The sequence below is a fragment of the Sphingobium sp. RS1 genome (assembly GCF_056156825.1).
On sequence record NZ_JBLZXE010000002.1, the window covers coordinates 54,197 to 70,173 of the forward strand.

The 15,977-nt window shown below is 63.4% G+C and carries 14 protein-coding genes and 1 pseudogene; 10 read left to right on the forward strand and 5 right to left on the reverse strand.

The genetic code is table 11. The annotated features are described in order from the left end of the window. The first annotated feature begins 14 nt into the window (after window positions 1-14). Window positions 15-887: a transglutaminase family protein gene (locus tag ACNHGR_RS01935; RefSeq protein WP_475283915.1), complete on the forward strand. Its 873-nt coding sequence runs from the start codon at window positions 15-17 to the stop codon at window positions 885-887. A gap of 65 nt (window positions 888-952) precedes the next feature. Next, window positions 953-1,690, forward strand: coding sequence for a proteasome-type protease (locus tag ACNHGR_RS01940; RefSeq protein ID WP_475283916.1), 738 nt, complete (start codon window positions 953-955; stop codon window positions 1,688-1,690). An 86-nt stretch (window positions 1,691-1,776) separates the two neighbouring features. On the opposite strand, the gene ACNHGR_RS01945 is transcribed toward ACNHGR_RS01940, so the two are convergent. From ACNHGR_RS01945 to ACNHGR_RS01955, 3 genes are all read right to left on the reverse strand, one after another. Further along, on the reverse strand, window positions 1,777-2,166 hold the full coding sequence (locus ACNHGR_RS01945; protein WP_475283917.1) for a type II toxin-antitoxin system VapC family toxin: 390 nt from the start codon (window positions 2,164-2,166) through the stop codon (window positions 1,777-1,779). Then, entirely contained in the window at window positions 2,153-2,425 is a 273-nt protein-coding gene (locus ACNHGR_RS01950; protein ID WP_475283918.1) for an AbrB/MazE/SpoVT family DNA-binding domain-containing protein, read from the reverse strand. The genes ACNHGR_RS01945 and ACNHGR_RS01950 overlap by 14 nt, the downstream gene beginning before the upstream one ends. Before the next feature lie 268 nt (window positions 2,426-2,693). Next, window positions 2,694-3,665 carry a hypothetical protein gene (locus ACNHGR_RS01955; RefSeq protein WP_475283919.1) on the reverse strand — a complete coding sequence of 324 codons (972 nt, stop codon included), beginning with the start codon at window positions 3,663-3,665 and terminating at the stop codon, window positions 2,694-2,696. Between the two features lie 556 nt (window positions 3,666-4,221). On the opposite strand from ACNHGR_RS01955, the gene trxB reads away from it, so the two are divergent. Beyond that, complete coding sequence (gene trxB / locus ACNHGR_RS01960; protein WP_184271201.1) at window positions 4,222-5,184, forward strand: thioredoxin-disulfide reductase; 963 nt, start codon at window positions 4,222-4,224, stop codon at window positions 5,182-5,184. Window positions 5,185-5,207: 23 nt separating this feature from the next. Here the strand turns inward: trxB and ACNHGR_RS01965 are convergent, their stop codons facing one another. Both ACNHGR_RS01965 and ACNHGR_RS01970 read right to left on the reverse strand, forming a co-directional pair. Continuing rightward, entirely contained in the window at window positions 5,208-5,495 is a 288-nt protein-coding gene (locus ACNHGR_RS01965) for an acyl carrier protein (RefSeq protein ID WP_475283920.1), read from the reverse strand. A gap of 28 nt (window positions 5,496-5,523) precedes the next feature. Further along, entirely contained in the window at window positions 5,524-6,531 is a 1,008-nt protein-coding gene (locus tag ACNHGR_RS01970) for a GNAT family N-acetyltransferase (RefSeq protein ID WP_475283921.1), read from the reverse strand. Window positions 6,532-6,598: 67 nt separating this feature from the next. On the opposite strand from ACNHGR_RS01970, the gene ACNHGR_RS01975 reads away from it, so the two are divergent. From ACNHGR_RS01975 to ACNHGR_RS02005, 7 genes and pseudogenes are all read left to right on the forward strand, one after another. Further along, window positions 6,599-8,128: an acyl-CoA ligase (AMP-forming), exosortase A system-associated gene (locus ACNHGR_RS01975; RefSeq protein ID WP_475283922.1), complete on the forward strand. Its 1,530-nt coding sequence runs from the start codon at window positions 6,599-6,601 to the stop codon at window positions 8,126-8,128. Then, on the forward strand, window positions 8,125-9,357 hold the full coding sequence (locus ACNHGR_RS01980) for a pyridoxal-dependent decarboxylase, exosortase A system-associated (protein ID WP_475283923.1): 1,233 nt from the start codon (window positions 8,125-8,127) through the stop codon (window positions 9,355-9,357). Before ACNHGR_RS01975 ends, ACNHGR_RS01980 begins: the two co-directional genes overlap by 4 nt. 132 nt (window positions 9,358-9,489) lie before the next feature. After that, complete coding sequence (locus ACNHGR_RS01985; protein ID WP_184271213.1) at window positions 9,490-10,134, forward strand: XrtA/PEP-CTERM system exopolysaccharide export protein; 645 nt, start codon at window positions 9,490-9,492, stop codon at window positions 10,132-10,134. A 2-nt stretch (window positions 10,135-10,136) separates the two neighbouring features. Next, a complete protein-coding gene (locus tag ACNHGR_RS01990) occupies window positions 10,137-11,657 on the forward strand; it encodes an XrtA system polysaccharide chain length determinant (protein WP_184271216.1) in 1,521 nt (506 codons plus the stop codon). A 14-nt stretch (window positions 11,658-11,671) separates the two neighbouring features. Next, window positions 11,672-12,625, forward strand: a complete 954-nt coding sequence (locus ACNHGR_RS01995) for an AAA family ATPase (RefSeq protein WP_184271219.1) — start codon at window positions 11,672-11,674, stop codon at window positions 12,623-12,625. A 53-nt stretch (window positions 12,626-12,678) separates the two neighbouring features. Further along, entirely contained in the window at window positions 12,679-14,226 is a 1,548-nt protein-coding gene (locus tag ACNHGR_RS02000) for a hypothetical protein (protein WP_475288297.1), read from the forward strand. Between the two features lie 24 nt (window positions 14,227-14,250). Continuing rightward, window positions 14,251-15,181, forward strand: a pseudogene (locus ACNHGR_RS02005) (XrtA/PEP-CTERM system-associated ATPase); the annotation flags it as partial. Window positions 15,182-15,977 lie beyond the last annotated feature (796 nt).

The window sequence follows — 15,977 nt, forward strand, 5'->3', positions numbered from 1 at the left end:
AAAGGGGGCAGGCCATGAAATTGATCGTTCGCCACCAGACCGTCTATCGCTACGCGGCCAGCGCCGGCCGGGTGGCGATGCGGCTGAAGCTGATGCCGGTCGATACGCCCGCACAGAGCGTGCTGGAATGGCAGGTCAGCGTCAATGGCGAGCCGCTCACCGGCTTCCACCCCAACAGCTATGGCGAGAAGGAGGCGATCTGGATTCGCCATGACCGGCTCGACCATGCGACCATCGTGGCGGAGGGGCTGGTCGACACCCGCGAGAGCCATGGCGTCGTCGGTCATCTCAGCAGCCGGGTCGATCCCCGTTATTTCCTGCGCGACACCCGCCTGACCCGCGCGTCGGCCGGCATCGCCGCCATGGCCCGCGACCTGCCCGAACAGGACGGCCCGCTCGCCACGCTGCACGCCCTGTCCGCCGCCGTCAGCGACGCGGTCCACTACCGCGCCGGCGTCACCACGTCGGACACCACCGCCGCCGAAGCCTTCGCGCTGGGCGCTGGCGTGTGTCAGGACCATGCGCAGGTCTTCATCGCCGCCGCCCGCACGATCGGCATCCCCGCTCGCTACGTTTCCGGCTATCTGCTGGCGGGGGAGGGGGATGCGCTCCACGAAACCCATGGCTGGGCCGAAGCCTGGCTGCCGCAACTGGGCTGGATCGGCTTCGACCCGTCCAACCGCGTGTGCGTGACCGAACGCTATCTGCGCGTTGCCAGCGGCCTTGATGCAGATGAAGCCGCGCCGATCCGTGGCTCCGTCACGGTCGCGGGCGACATATGGATTGACGCCGACGTCCGTATCGCGCAGGCGGAGGACGGAGTCGAGGAACGGCAGCTGCAAAGGCAGCAGCAACAAAGCACCCCGCCGCCCGACTCTGCGGGTTGAACAACGCGACCGCCTGCGTCCGACTCAGGCATCGCGGCAGAGAGAAGCAGGAGGCCAGGGGGGCCGTGACTTATTGTGTGGCCGTGCGCGTGGACCAGGGACTGGTCATGCTGTCCGACACCCGCACCAATGCGGGCATGGACAATATCGCGCGTTTCCGGAAGAGTTTCACCTATCATGTGCCGGGTGAGCGCGCGATCACGCTGATGTGTTCGGGCAACCTGTCCATCACGCAAGGGGTGAAGGCGACGCTGAGCAAGGCGATCAAGGAATCGCAGCTCGACCCCGATGTCGAAACCATCCTCAATTGCGACACCATGCACCGCGTGGCGCAGATTGTGGGCGAAGCGATGCAGAAGATGCAGCTACGCTATCGCTCCAACATCGAAATGGGCGGCTCCGCTTCCAGCGCGTCGATCATGATCGCGGGCCAGCGCAAGGGCGGCAAGCCGCGCCTCTACCTCATCTATTCCGCCGGCAATTTCATCGAGGCGACGGAAGACACGCCCTTCTTCCAGATCGGCGAGCATAAATATGGCAAGCCGATCCTCGACCGGATCATCAGCCGCGAAACCACGCTGGAGGACGCGACCAAGGCGGTGCTGGTGTCGATGGATTCGACGCTGCGCTCCAACCTCTCGGTCGGCATGCCGCTCGACCTGACGGTGATCCCGACGGACGCCTACGACTTCCGCGTCCGCACCCGGATCGAGGCGGACAATGAAGAATTCCTGATGATCTCCCAGGGCTGGAGCGCGGCCCTGCGCAAGGGGTTCGAGGATTTGCCTAACGTACTGGATTGAGGGGATTGCTACAGCGCGCTTAAGGGCGTCCGTTCGCCCTGCGCCTGTCGAAGGGCATGGCTGAGCGAAGCCGAAGCGCCTTCACATCACGGCATCACGACAGGCACCGCATCCAGCCCGGCCGCACGCTTGGCGAACTGGCGATCGAAGGTCAGAAAATCGCTGCAATGGGCAGATCGTGCCAGATGGAGGGCATCGGCAAAGTCCATCCCGCCTTCCATCCAGTCCAGCGCGACCGCCAGCAATGCCGGCTCCTCAACCTGCATGCGCGGCAGGCCAGCCAGTCCTCGAAAGGCTTGCGCAATCTTGGCAAGCGCAAATCCATAGCCCGCGCGCAACACCCATTCCGTCTCCAGCAGCACGGTGGCGCCCAGAAATATGTCCCTGCCGTCGATTGCGTTGCGGGCCTGCTGCGCCTGTTCCGCATCGTCGGCGGTCAGCAGCCTTATGACGATATTGGTATCAATCGCGCGCACGCCGCGCCGCCTCCCGCGCGATGACCGCGTTCATGTCCTCGACCGACAGGGCCGGTCGATCGGACCGGAGCGATCCGAAAACGGCGTCGAGGTCGGTGGCCGGAAAGATCGGCGCAGGCTTCAGAAGCACGCCGTCCGCCGTCTCCTCGACCAGCAACTTCGTACCGGCGCCCCAATGCTTCTGGTCACGGATCGCCTTGGGCAGGATGACCTGTCCCTTGGTCGATACGGTAGTCGTGATCCGATCATGCGCGCCCATGCGATGCTCCGATGGTAAGGCGTGGGTAAGATAGGCTGTCGGAAGGGCGGAGGCAAGGAGGTTGCTTGAACGCGAGGGAAGCGGACATTCGTGGATGCGCCATTTCACGCCATGGTGCGGTTTATTTCCGCTTCCCAAAAGCGGATAGACATTCAGGGAGTGCGCCGTATTTCGGGGAATACCGATCGGGCTTACAAATGATCTGTGCGGGCAGAAGTGAATAATTGCCAGACGTTAGCAGTTCGACGGTCCGAATTTTTGTATGATATTACGTGTCGGTACTAGGTTTCCTGACACGCACCGCATTGCAGACGTCGCATTGTGCGACATATTCGCCCTCATCGCCAATCTCGGGCCGCCACGTTACGGTGATCTTAAACGAACCGCACTTCCCGCATTTTTCTGGGGCATCGGCGAGGGAGCGAAGTGCGAGCATCATAAGCTGATCGACAATGTATTCGGTCGCCGAGAGCGCGAGTTGCGCATCGTGGCGCGTCGCGTTTTTGGCATGAGTAAGCCAATTCACTAGTTCCCAGCCCTTATTTGCCATCGACTTTAGATAGCCGCGCACGAACTCTGCGGAACCGCCTGCCGCGATTGAACCGATGACGTGTTCAGCCCATGCTTTGAAGTCGCTCAGTTTCGGTGGCTCAAGGACTTTTTCGAGCATTCCTGCCTCCGCAATTTCGCGAATGAACGTGGTCAGGGCTTCGCGGCAAAGCATTCCCACCGCCTGAAAATCCTCGGATTCGTCAGCGGCATCAAACCTTTCCTGCGCCTGAAAGATTTTCCGTGAGGTTATGAGAAGCATTTCGTCGCCGCTGTCGTTTTGCCTAATTTCGCGCTTCGCCGCGACGCGAGACATCACGCCGATATGAAATGAGAGTGTGTAATCGAGGCTCGGCATGAGCGTTTGCGAGTAGAGATTGGTAGGGCTGGTGATTACCCACCATCGCCCGTGGTTGGTATGCACGTCCCAAGCGTCATAGTCTGTGCCATGCACCCGTTCTGACTTTATTTTCTCGGCATGTTCAACCAACTCCTCTTCAAGCCCGGTCGCACCGAATTCTTCAAGTTCGCTTTCCCGCTTGGCATTGCATTGCCATTCGACGTATTCGGAAATTTCTCGGGCCTGATGCTCGTTCATCCCGAGAACGAAGGCATGCAACTCTTTCTTATCGAGTGGCGGTGGGACCACGCAATCATCGGTCTTTGCGGCTTCGTCGTGTTGGTTACTCATACGTCTGAAGTACCCATTTTAGCCGCATATTGGTGTGCGACAATTGCGCTAGATCGGTAAGCTCCCACCCGCGCAGCCTTTTCTGAGCGAGGCGAGCTTTCCGCAGCTTTCATGACAGCCGCACGGTGCCTCAAGTGACAGCGGATAGGGAACTATTCCTTCCTACGTGCTCGTAGCCAGACAGTCTGAAATCAGCAAATTTCTGTCGCTCCAACATCCTTCCCAAATAGGATTTCGTCTGATCTACCCTCGGCATGGACCAGCCTTCCTCCATCCCTCCCTGCACCACGCCCCACATCCCCGCACCCCAATCCCGCCCGCATCCCCCAATAGGAAGTGACGCTTCGCGAGCGCCATGGGGAAGCTTCGCGAACGCTTCACGAAAGCTTCGCGAGCGCTTCCGGCCCATTTCGGGCTTCACACTGTGAACTTCGCACGCCATCCCGCGCCACCCCCAAAGTCCCGCTTGCCCGCCCCCATGCAAATCCTTCGCTTGGCGCGCGGCGTGGGGGTGCCTATCTCTCTGGCCGACACGAATCACAGTTGAAAGCCTGACATGACCGCCACCCATTCCACCCGCATGCTCATCCTCGGTTCCGGCCCGGCCGGCCTGTCTGCCGCCATCTATGGCGCGCGCGCGGGTCTGGCGCCGATCGTGGTGCAGGGGATGCAGCCCGGCGGGCAACTGACCATCACCACCGACGTGGAAAATTATCCCGGTTTCAAGGATGTGATCCAGGGGCCGTGGCTGATGGAGCAGATGCAGGCGCAGGCCGAACATGTCGGCGCGCAGATGATGTATGACCAGATTGTCGACATCGACCTTAGCGAACGCCCCTTCCGCCTGACCGGCGACAGCGGCACGCTCTATGTCGCCGACACGCTCGTCATCTGCACCGGCGCGCAGGCCAAATGGCTGGGCGTCGAGGGCGAGGAGCATTTGCAGGGCAAGGGCGTGTCGGCCTGCGCCACCTGCGACGGCTTCTTCTATCGCGGCAAGAAGGTGGTGGTGATCGGCGGCGGCAACACCGCAGTGGAGGAAGCGCTCTACCTCACCAACCACAGCCATGACGTGACGCTGATCCACCGCCGCGACAGCCTGCGCGCCGAAAAGATCCTGCAAGCGCGCCTGCACGCGCACCCCAATATCAAGGTGCTCTGGAACAAGGCGGTGGACAAGTTCGTCGGCGGCGGCACGCCCGAAGGTCTGGTCGGCGTCGACCTGATCGACACGGTAACGGGCGAAAAGTCGCATGAAGCGACCGACGGCGGCTTCGTCGCGATCGGCCATCATCCCGCGACCGAGTTGTTCGAGGGCAAGCTGCCGCTCGACGAAGGCTATATCGTAGTGGAAAAGGGCACGACCCGCACCGCCATCCCCGGCGTCTTCGCGGCGGGCGACGTCACCGACAAAATCTATCGGCAGGCCGTGACGGCGGCGGGCATGGGCTGCATGGCCGCGCTCGACGTCGAGAAGTTCCTGGCGGAACAGGATTTCGAGGAACTGGTGGAAGCCTGAGCTTCCATGGGGCGGGTCGGCTTTTAGCCGACCTTGCCCTGCGCAAAGGCGACCAGCGAGCCGAATGTTTCGAACGTGTCGCCGTCGATATCCTCATCCTCGATCAGGATGTCGAACCGGTCCTCGATCTCGGTCAGCAGGCCCGCGACCGCCATCGAATCCAGTTCGGGAAGGGCACCGAACAGCGGGGTGTCCGCGTCGAACGCATCGACCCTGTCCTGCGACAGGCCGAGCACGTCGCGCAGCAACGCCCGCATCAGGCTGTCCACATCGAGGGTCCGGTCGACCGGTTGAGAATTTTGCGCCTGCATAATGGCCGCCTAACTACTGGTTCGCTGGCTAACCTACAAGCGCGGAAATCGCGGTGCGGGCGGCGGGCAGCCAGGCGGAGGCGAAACGGGGGTTGAAGGCATCGAGCTGATGGAGCGCAATGCGCTGCTCCATCCAGTCGGTTTTGTAGCCATTGTCGCCGGTCCCATAGTCGATCAGGCGCACCCGATCCCGGTCGATGGCGCGTTCGAACATGGCATGGCTTAGCAAGGTGCCGGGGGAGACGCGGTCGTAAGCGGCATCGTGGCTCAGCTTGTGGATCAGTGCGATGCCATTTTCCACGGTCCAGAGCTGGGTCGCCACCGCTTGCCCGTCCCGATGGGCAAAGCCGAGCCGCAACGTCCCTGCCGCGCTTTCCCGCTCGGCCAGATCGCGGAGGAAATCGAGGCCCGGCTCCGCCTGCTTCCAGCTACGGTCATGCACATCGACATAGTCCCGCCACAGATCGTCGGTCAGCCGCCGGGCGATGGACAAGGTGAAAGGATTGCCGCGCCCCTTGCGCTTGACCAGGCTGCGCAGTTTGCCCGGCCGCGACGCCCAGTAATCGGCGAAGCTGCGCCCCTCGACAGGCAGAAGGTGCCGACCGCCCATCGCCCGTTGCACCGCGAACCAGCCGGCGCGGCGCAGCGCCTGCATCATCGGCGCGCTGTCCTCCAGCGGATAGAGGCTGATCTGCGCGCAGGTCATGAGCAGATGGCGGGCGATCCGTTCCAGCAACCGCTGCTGCGTCGCCGGATCGGGGGCGCCGACAAATATCGGCCCCCAGGAAAAACTGTACCAGTTGGCGAGCGCGCTGACATGGCGGGGTGAGGGGGCAATCAGGAACAGCCATGCTTCCCGACCGTTTTCCTCTTCCGCCGCAACAATGCGGACGGGCGTGTCGGCGAGGCAATGAGCATGGAGCGAGGCAAACCAGTCGAGACGGTCGAACAAGCCGGGCACAGCGCCACGGTCGAGACGACCGGCCAGCGCCTGCCTCGCCTCGTCCAGCCTGTGATATTCCCTTAGGCCCCGCAACCGACTATCTCCGCCCCAGCCACGGATCACGCATAGGATAAAAACATCGCCATGGGGTTAAGCATCTGTGACTGATTATTTCTCCCCGACCGACGCTGTGCGGGTGCAGCCGCTCGATCATCTGCTGCTGCGCGGTGATCCGACGCGGGCGGCGCTGGATGGCCGGTCGGGCAGCTATACTTATGCGGAACTGGAAGAAACGCTGGGCCGACTGGCAGGGTGGCTCGCCGGGTTCGGGCTGGAGAAGGGCGCGCGAGTCGCCAGTTGGGTCGCCAAAGGGCCAGTCGCAGCGTTGATGCCATTGGCTGCGCCTCGGGCGGGACTGGTCCATGTACCGATCAATCCGCTGCTCAAACATGCACAGGTCGCGCATATCCTGGCGGACAGCGGCGCGATGCTGTTGATCGGCACGGCGGCACGACTCGACAGCCTGATGCCCGGCGAAGTGCCGACGGGATGCCAGTTGCACCGCGAGGATGACGCAGCGTGCGCGATGAGCGGCGGCGCAGCGATCGGCCCGTCTGGGGCGGCGCCCGACGATCTGGCGGCGATTCTCTACACCAGCGGCTCGACGGGCCGGCCCAAGGGCGTCATGCTGAGCCATGCCAATCTCTGGCTGGGTGCGGCGGCGGTTGCCGATTATCTCAAGCTGACGTCGCAGGATCGTACCGCCTGCGTCCTGCCCTTCAGTTTCGATTATGGGCAGAACCAGTTGCTTTCCACATGGTATGCGGGCGGTTGCGTCTATCCGCTCGACTATCTGACGCCACGCGACGTGGTGAAGCTGGTAGATCGACGTGATATCACCACGCTGGCGGGGGTGCCGCCGCTCTGGGTGCAGTTGACCGAACTGGACTGGCCGGAAGCTGTGGCGGGGAAATTGCTGCGGCTGACGAATAGCGGGGGCGCGCTCACCCGGCCGCTGGTAGCTAAGCTGCGCGCGCTGTTTCCGCAGGCGAATCTTTATCCCATGTATGGCCTGACGGAGGCGTTCCGCTCCACTTACCTGCCGCCCGCGCTGGTCGACAGTCATCCCGATTCCATGGGTAGCGCCATTCCCTTCGCGGAGATCTTGGTTGTGCGCCCGGACGGCAACCTGACCGAGGATGAAGAGCCGGGCGAACTGGTCCATTGCGGCCCGCTGGTGGCACAGGGCTATTGGCGCGATCCTGTACGGACAGCAGAGCGGTTCAAGCCCGCGCCGGCCGACTCGCGCTATGGTGGGATGGCGGTCTGGTCGGGGGACACGGTGCGGCGCGACGCACAGGGGTTACTTTATTTCGTCGGCCGCGACGATGCGATGATCAAGTCGGCGGGCAACCGGATCAGCCCGACCGAGGTTGAGGAAGCAGCCGTCGCCGTGCCCGGCGTCGCCGAAGCGGTAGCGATGGGGGTGACGGATGATCGACTGGGGCAGGCGGTGCGCCTGTTGCTGCGGTCGGCTGACTCGGATGTTGCGCAGACCGTCGCGGCCCATCTGAAAAGCGAACTGCCCAATTTCATGCAGCCCAAGGATATCGTCGTGCTTCCAGACTTTCCCCGCAATCCCAATGGCAAGATCGACCGGGTCGCGCTGGCGAAGGAGCATGGCGCATGAAGCCGATGGGACCGATCCCCACCTGGTTCGGCGAGGAAGAGAATATGCTGGTCATCGGCGGCTGCGGTGCGGCCAGTCTGGTGGACGAAGCGGGCGACACGCCGCTGTTCGTCTATGACATGGATGTTGTCGCGGCACAGGTGCGCCGTTTCCGTGAGGCCATGCCGGATGCGTTGCATCTGCATTATGCGATCAAGGCGAATCCCTATGCGCCGTTGCTGGCGCGCATGGTGGGGCAGGTCGATGGCTTCGACATTGCATCCGGGGGCGAACTGGCGATCGCACTGGAGGCCGGAATGGCGCCGAATCGGATCAGTTTCGCCGGGCCGGGCAAGCGCGACGACGAACTGGAAGCGGCGATCTTTGCCGGCGTGACGATCAATCTGGAATCGGAAGGCGAGGGGCGCCGTGCCCTTGCCGTGGCCGATCGGATCGGCAAGCGGCCCCGTCTGGCCGTGCGGGTCAATCCGGACTTCGACCTCAAAGGGTCAGGCATGCGCATGGGCGGCGGGGCCAAGCCGTTTGGCGTGGATGCGGATCGGGCGGCGGCGCTGGCGCGCGCGATGATCGATGCAGGCGCGGACTGGCAGGGATGGCATATCTTCGCCGGCAGCCAGAATCTCGATCCGCTGGCGATCATCGAGACGCAGGCGGCGACGATAGCGCTGGCGGCCCGCCTGTCGGATGCGGTTGGCGAAACCCCGCCGCTGGTCAATCTGGGCGGCGGCTTTGGCCTTGCCTATTTCCCCGGCGATAACCGGTTGGACATTCGCCCGATCGGCGTTGCGCTGGGCAACGAGTTGGACAGCTTGCCAGGCATTTTGCAGAGCAGCGCCTTTGCGATCGAACTGGGCCGCTGGCTGGTGGGAGAGGCCGGCGTCTACCTGACCCGCGTCGTGGACGTGAAGGTTAGCCAGGGCGAAACCTTCGTGGTGGTCGATGGCGGCCTGCATCACCAACTGGCGGCCAGCGGCAATTTCGGCACGGTCGTGCGGCGCAACTATCCGATTGCGGTCGCCAACCGTTTCGGTGCGCCACTGGCAGCCGATCCGGTGACAGTGGTGGGATGCCTCTGTACCCCGATAGACAGGCTGGGTGACAAGGTCGCCCTGCCGTCTGTGAGGGAAGGTGACCTGATCGCCATCTTCCTTGCTGGGGCCTATGGCGCGTCTGCCAGTCCTGCGGCTTTTCTTGGTCATCCAAGTCCTCGTGAACTTTTACTTGGCTGATTTGCACAGGACTTAACTCCTAACGGTATCTTTACCCTTTCACGCCATGAAGGTGGTCGGAGCCATATGCCGATCGGTCGCCTGTCCTTCGTTGGCGGTCGCTGGCGCATGGCCGCACGAAGGGATGAGATTATGCGTTTTGTGTCGGTTTCCAGGCTTTTGATGGGTGCGTCACTGCCCGCCGTTGCCTTGTCGGGCTGTGCGTCCGCGCCGTCCGGGCCGCAACTGCCGCCGGCATCCTTCGTGTCGACGCAGGAGGGGCCGGGCGAGGAATATGTCATCGGCCCGCTCGACGACCTGACCATTTTCGTGTGGCGTAATCCCGAACTGGGCGCGAAGGTGCAGGTGCGCCCCGATGGCCGTATCACCACGCCGCTGATCACCGACATGCCGGCCGTGGGCAAGACGCCCAAGATGCTGGCCGACGATATCAAGCTGGCGCTGACCCAATATATCGAAAATCCGCTGGTGTCGGTCATCGTCAATAATTTCAGCGGCACGTTCAGCCAGCAGATCAGGATTGTGGGCGCGACGGAAAAGCCGGCGTCCATTCCCTATAGGGCGAACATGACCGTGCTGGACGCGATGATCGCGGTCGGCGGCCTCAGTGAATATGCGGCCGGCAACAAGGCGCGTCTTGTCCGTTTCGACAAGGATACGGGCAAACAGAAGGAATATCAGGTGCGCCTGGGCGACCTGCTGAAGAAGGGGGATACGCGCGCCAACGTGCTGCTGTCGCCCGGTGACGTCATCATCATTCCTGAAAGCATGTTCTGACCATGGCGGGCCTTTACGACGAACTGCTGGTCCTGTTGCACGGCATCTGGAGCCGCCGCTGGGTGGCGCTTGCCGTCGCCTGGGGCGTGTGCATGCTGGGCTGGCTGGGCGTGGCGCTCATTCCCAACAGCTACCAGTCCAAGGCACGGGTCTATGTGAACACCCAGTCGCTGTTGGAGGACAAGGTGGGCATCACCCAGGTCCAGTCACAGCAGGATCTGGACCGGGTGCGCAGCACGCTGGCGAGCGCCGAGAATCTGGAGAAGGTCGTGCGCGACACGGACCTGTCCCAGACCGTGTCCGGTCCGCGTGACATTGCCGCGAAGATCACGACCCTGCGTGAAAATATCACGGTGATGGCGCAGGCCGATCCCAGCATGATCGACATCAGTGCCATATCGGCCGACTCGGGCCTGTCGGATGGCGCCAATGCGCGTATCGCCCAGCAGGTCGTGCAGAAGCTGATCGACATCTTTCAGGAAGAGAATCTGTCGGGCGATCGCAACCAGACCAAGCAGAGCCTGGCCTTCCTGGACCAGCAGATCGCCGCACGCGGCAAGCAACTGGAGGCGGCCGACCAGCGTCGCGTCGAATTTGCGCAGCGCTATATCGGCCTGCTGCCCGGTGCTGGCTCCATCAGTCAGCGTATGGACGCGGCCCGCGCGGAAATCAGCAACATCGATTCGCAGCTTGTGCAGGCGCAAAGTGCGCTCAGCGCAATGAACGGCCAGTTGGCGGGTACACCCGCGACCCTGCCGGGGATGACGGCGTCGGGCGGTGTGTCGCCGCTGGCACAGGCGCAGTCGAACCTGGCGTCGATGAAGGCGCGTGGCTGGACCGCCAATCATCCCGACGTGATCGCCGCCCAGCGTGAGGTCGATGCGTTGCGCAAGGCGGGCGGTGGAGCCGCTGCCGCAGCAGGCAGCACGCCCAATCCCGCCTATCTGTCGATCAAGTCGATGCAGGCGGACCGCGCCGCCACGGTGCAGGCGCTCAGCACGCGCAAGGCACAGTTGCAGGGCGACCTCAACACCATGATGTCGCGTCAGGTCAACGAACCGGGCGTCGCGTCGGAGCAGGAAAAGATCGAAAGCGATTACGCTGCGCTCAAGGCGCAATATGACAAGCTGGCGGCCGACCGTGAGGAAATCCGCCTGCGTGGCGATGTGAAGACCGAGACGGGTTCGGTCCAGTTCCGCGTCATTCAGCCGCCCAGCACGCCGACCGCACCGTCGGCACCGAACCGGCCGCTGCTGCTGCTCGGCGTCCTGATCGTGGGCGTGGGTGCGGGCATCGGTGTCGCTTTTGCGCTCGGCCAGTTGAAGGGCACCTTCCCGACCGCCGCGCGGCTGGAAAAGGCGATCGGCTTGCCGGTCGTTGGATCTATCAGCCAGACGGTGAGTGCGGCGCAGGTCACTATCGATCGCCAGCGCATGAAATGGTTTGCCGGCGCGAGTGGCGGTCTGGCGGCCGTCTGCCTGCTGCTGATCGTCGTCGAATTCGTCCAGCGCGGTATGGCGTGAAGGAGCCAGGGAAAATGAACCAGCATAGCTCCATCAAGGGCCGGGGATCGCTGATCGAGCGGGCGACGGAAATCTATGATTTCAACGCTGCGCTGCGCGGTCGTGCTGCGCCAGCGGTCGATCCGACCGATCTGCCACCTGCGCCCGCCGTCACACCACCGCCTGCGGCACCCGCAAGGGCGGCGTTCGTCGCCGATGCACCGGCTGCACCAACGCCCTTTACGCCGCGTGCGCCGGACTGGACCGGTCCCGTGCAGCCGATCGACAGGATCAAGCTGGCCGAAGCTGGCTTTCTGCGCCCCGACAGTGCGGTTACGACGATGAGCGAAGAGTTTCGTCTGCTCAAGCGCGACCTGTTGTCGCAATTGACGGGCAACCCGCGCGGCAACCGCATCCTCGTCTGCTCGGCCCATAGCGGGGAGGGCAAGACCTTCTGCGCGATCAATCTGGCGCTCAGCCTTGCGGCGGAAAAGGATCGCGAAATCCTGCTGGTGGACGCCGATTTTGGCAAGCCCGGCATCCCGGCGCAACTGGGGCTGGAGGCGGGGCGGGGCCTGATGGATGCACTCGCCGATCCGCTGGTCGCGATCGAGGATTGCGTCATCCGTACCGATATCCCGTCGCTGTCCGTTCTGCCCGCCGGGCAGCGCAGCCACGACGATACCGAATATCTCGCTTCGGCTCGCACCGAACAACTGCTCAAGCGCCTGACCGATGGCCGGCCGGAGCGGATCGTCATCTTCGATTCGCCGCCGCTGCTGGCGGCATCACCCGCCGCCGTGCTGGCCAGCCATGCCGCCATCGCGCTGCTGGTCGTGCGTGCCGACAAGACGGCCGAGAGCGCGTTGCGCGATGCCGCGGGGATGCTGAAGGGCGGGGCGCAGGTACAGCTTTTGCTCAATGCCGTCCGCTTCAACAGCGGCGGTCGCCGTTTCGGCAGCTATTATGCCAAGGGGGAAGCCCAGTGAAGAGTGTTCGGCTCTGGACCGCAGGCGCATCGCTCGCCGCGCTGGCCGTTACCATGCCTGCCTATGCGCAGTCGTCGTCCGACGACAAGCGGCTTGATGTCGTGCCCTATATTGGGGTCGATCAGGTCGTGATGGGGCCGCTGAAGGGCGGCGGCGATGTGCTGACCTATACCAATGTCACCGCCGGCGTGACGGCAGAGGTCAAGAACCGCCGTGTCGAGGCGGTGGTCGACCTGCAATATAATCACAGCTTCGGCTGGAGCAGCCAGGCCGTCGATCAGGACGTGCTGAGCGGCGTGGCCCATGCCAACGTCAATCTAGGGCAAGGTTTTTCGCTGATGAGCGGTGGCCTCGCCACGCGGGTGCGCACCGATGGCCTGTCAGGGGCATCGACGCAGCGCGATACTTACACCAGTCAGGTCTGGTCGGGCTATGTCGGGCCGTCCTACACGACCCAGCTTGGCGACTTCAACGTCAACGGTTCCTATCGCCTCGGCTACACGCGGGTCGATGACAGCGTGAACCAGAATTTTGGCGCGGCGCAGCCTAACGGCTCCTTCGCCGATAGCTGGACGCACAGCCTGTTCGGGTCGGTCGGCTTTTCACCCAACACTGTGTTGCCGGGCATCGGCCTGACCGCCAGCGCGGGCTATGACCGCGAAGAAGCGAGCCAGCTCGACCAGCGGTTCGAGGATTTGTGGGGCCGGGTCGATGCGACCGTGCCGCTTACGCCCACGCTCGCCGCAGTCGGCGGTGTCGGCTATGAAAAGATCGAGATCAGCCAGCGTTCGCCTGCGCTGGATACAGATGGAACGCCGCTGATCCGGAACGGCCGCTATGTGACGGACAAGAGTTCGCCGCGCGCGCTGATCTATGATTTCGACGACATCATCTGGGACGCAGGCGTGCTGTGGCGGCCGAGCCGTCGCACGACGTTGCAGGCGCGGGTCGGCGAACGTTATGGCGGCATGACCTATCAGGGCAGCTTCCTGTGGCAGGGCCGGGACAGCAGCTTTGCGGTTATCGTCTTCGACGGCATCGACAGTTTCGGCCGGATGATTACGGCGGATGTCGCCGCCCTGTCGGGCAGCAGCTTCGATGTGGCGCGCAATCCGTTCACCGGCGACATCACCGGCTGCGCCTTCTCGACCACTGGTGGCGGTCAGTGTTTCAACGATGCGCTGTCGGGCATTACCGATGCAAACTTCCGCTATCGTGGCGTATCGGCGCAATATTCGATGCGGCGCGGGCCGTGGGGCTGGGGCCTGGGTGCTGGCTATTCGCAGCGCAAGTTCATCACGCCCAATGGCCAGACCGTGCTGATCCGCGGGTCGCGGGATGAGAACTGGTACGGCAACGGGTCGGTGAGCTATATGTTCAACGATCGCGACAGTATCGATCTGGTCACCTACATCAATTATTTCGATGCCAGCGGGGGTCGCCCCGATGTGCTGAACTATGGTGCCTTCACCAGCTATTATAAAGGCCTGTCGCGCCGTCTGTCGGCATCGGCCTCGCTGGGGCTGGACGGGGTGCAGGCGGACGATTTCGAAACGATCATCAGTGCGATGGGGCAGGTCGGCCTGCGCTACAGCTTCTGACGGGTCGGCTTGGGAGACGAGGATATGTACGATCAATATTACGGCTTGCAGGGCCGCCCGTTCCAGCTGACGCCGGACCCCCATTATTATTTCGAGAGCGCGACCCATCGCAAGGCGCTGTCCTATCTGGGCTATGGTCTGGCGCAGGGTGAAGGCTTCATCGTCATCACCGGCGATATCGGCGCGGGCAAGACCACGCTGGTCGGCCATCTGATGCAGACGATCGATCCGGCGCGCCTGACCGCCGTGAAGATCGTGTCGACGCAGGTGGAGGGCGACGACATGCTGCGCCTTGCCGCGCAGCATTTCGGCCTGTCGGTCGATGGCCAGTCCAAGGCGGCGATCCTGCATCAGGTCGAAGGCTATCTCTATGCCCAGGCGCGGGCCGGACGGCGGACGCTGCTGATCGTGGACGAGGCGCAGAACCTGCCCGTCTCCGCGATCGAGGAATTGCGGATGCTGTCCAACTTTCAGTTGGGCGGCCAGTCGCTGTTGCAGATATTCCTGCTGGGACAGCCGGAATTTCGCGACCTCATCAAGTCGCCCGAACTGGAGCAGTTGCGCCAGCGCGTGATCGCGACCCATCATCTCGAACCGATGATGGCCAATGAGATCGAGCCCTATATTCTCCATCGCCTCGCCATTGCCGGCTGGAACGGGAACCCGGCCTTCACGCCGGGCGCGTTCGCGGCGCTCTATGCGGCCACGGGTGGCGTGCCGCGTCGCCTTAATGCGCTGGCGAGCCGGGTGCTGCTGCTGGGTGCGATCGAGCAGTTGCAGCTGATCGACGAGGAGGTCGTGGGAGCGGTCGTCGCCGACATGGGGCTGGACAGCGATGTCGCGCCCGAACCGGTTGCGCCTTCAGCGCTCGATACGGTTGCGGAGGTCGAAACGCCTGAGCCGGCTGTCGCTCATGACGATGTGGTTGAGGACGAACCGGTCGCTGTGACCGCGGATGAAGAGGGAGAGGCGGCAGACGATATCGCGCCCTTCGCCTATCAGCCTGTGTTTGAAGAACCGGTCGTAGAAGAAAGCGTCACGGAAGAACCGGTCGAGGACGATACCATCGAACTGGACGCTGCCTGGGCACAGCCGGACTGGCAGGTCGTGGATGCCGAACCGGTCGCGGAAACCGTCGATCCGGTAGAGGAGGAAGACGAAGCGCCCGTTTTCGCGGCGAGCACGGTCGCGCCCTTCGCCCGTCCCAACTTTCCGGCTTTTGCGCCGCCGCGTCCGGTGGCGTTCGAGGCTGAGCCGGAGCCGGTTGCGGTCGATGCCTGGAAGGAGGAGATCGAAGACGCGCCTTTGGCTGAGCAGGAAGCGGCTGCGCAGGATGAGGTGACGGAAGTCGAGGACTTCACCGAGATCGAACCTGTTGCTGACGCTGAAGACGAAGATGAGGCCGAGCCTCTGGCAGCGATCGAAACGCCAGATGTCGATGCCCTGCGCGCCGACATGCTGGGCGAGATCGAAGCCCTGCGCGCGGAGATCGCTTCTTTGCGGGCGATGCAGGCGCATGCGCCTTTCGCGCAGCCGGCACCGGCACAGCCGGAGGTCGATCCCGAAGCGCTCAAGGCCTGCTTCACCCTGATCGAGGAACGACTGGCGGCGCTGGAATTCCGGGCCGAGGAGCAGGATACGGCGCTGCGCCGGGTACTGACTCTGCTGGTCGACTGGGTCGAGCGCGAGGAACGGATGGCGGACCTTCAGGAAGGCGTTGCCGCCTGACCGGCTATGGCCATTGATGACTG

Coding starts and splice junctions, on each gene's coding strand:
- ACNHGR_RS01935 (WP_475283915.1), top strand. CDS start 15: ATGAAATTGATCGTTCGCCACCAGACCGTCTATCGCTACGCGGCCAGC.
- ACNHGR_RS01950 (WP_475283918.1), bottom strand. CDS start 2,425: ATGGGCGCGCATGATCGGATCACGACTACCGTATCGACCAAGGGACAG.
- ACNHGR_RS01955 (WP_475283919.1), bottom strand. CDS start 3,665: ATGAGTAACCAACACGACGAAGCCGCAAAGACCGATGATTGCGTGGTC.
- trxB (WP_184271201.1), top strand. CDS start 4,222: ATGACCGCCACCCATTCCACCCGCATGCTCATCCTCGGTTCCGGCCCG.
- ACNHGR_RS01965 (WP_475283920.1), bottom strand. CDS start 5,495: ATGCAGGCGCAAAATTCTCAACCGGTCGACCGGACCCTCGATGTGGAC.
- ACNHGR_RS01980 (WP_475283923.1), top strand. CDS start 8,125: ATGAAGCCGATGGGACCGATCCCCACCTGGTTCGGCGAGGAAGAGAAT.
- ACNHGR_RS01985 (WP_184271213.1), top strand. CDS start 9,490: ATGCGTTTTGTGTCGGTTTCCAGGCTTTTGATGGGTGCGTCACTGCCC.
- ACNHGR_RS01990 (WP_184271216.1), top strand. CDS start 10,137: ATGGCGGGCCTTTACGACGAACTGCTGGTCCTGTTGCACGGCATCTGG.
- ACNHGR_RS01995 (WP_184271219.1), top strand. CDS start 11,672: ATGAACCAGCATAGCTCCATCAAGGGCCGGGGATCGCTGATCGAGCGG.
- ACNHGR_RS02000 (WP_475288297.1), top strand. CDS start 12,679: ATGCCTGCCTATGCGCAGTCGTCGTCCGACGACAAGCGGCTTGATGTC.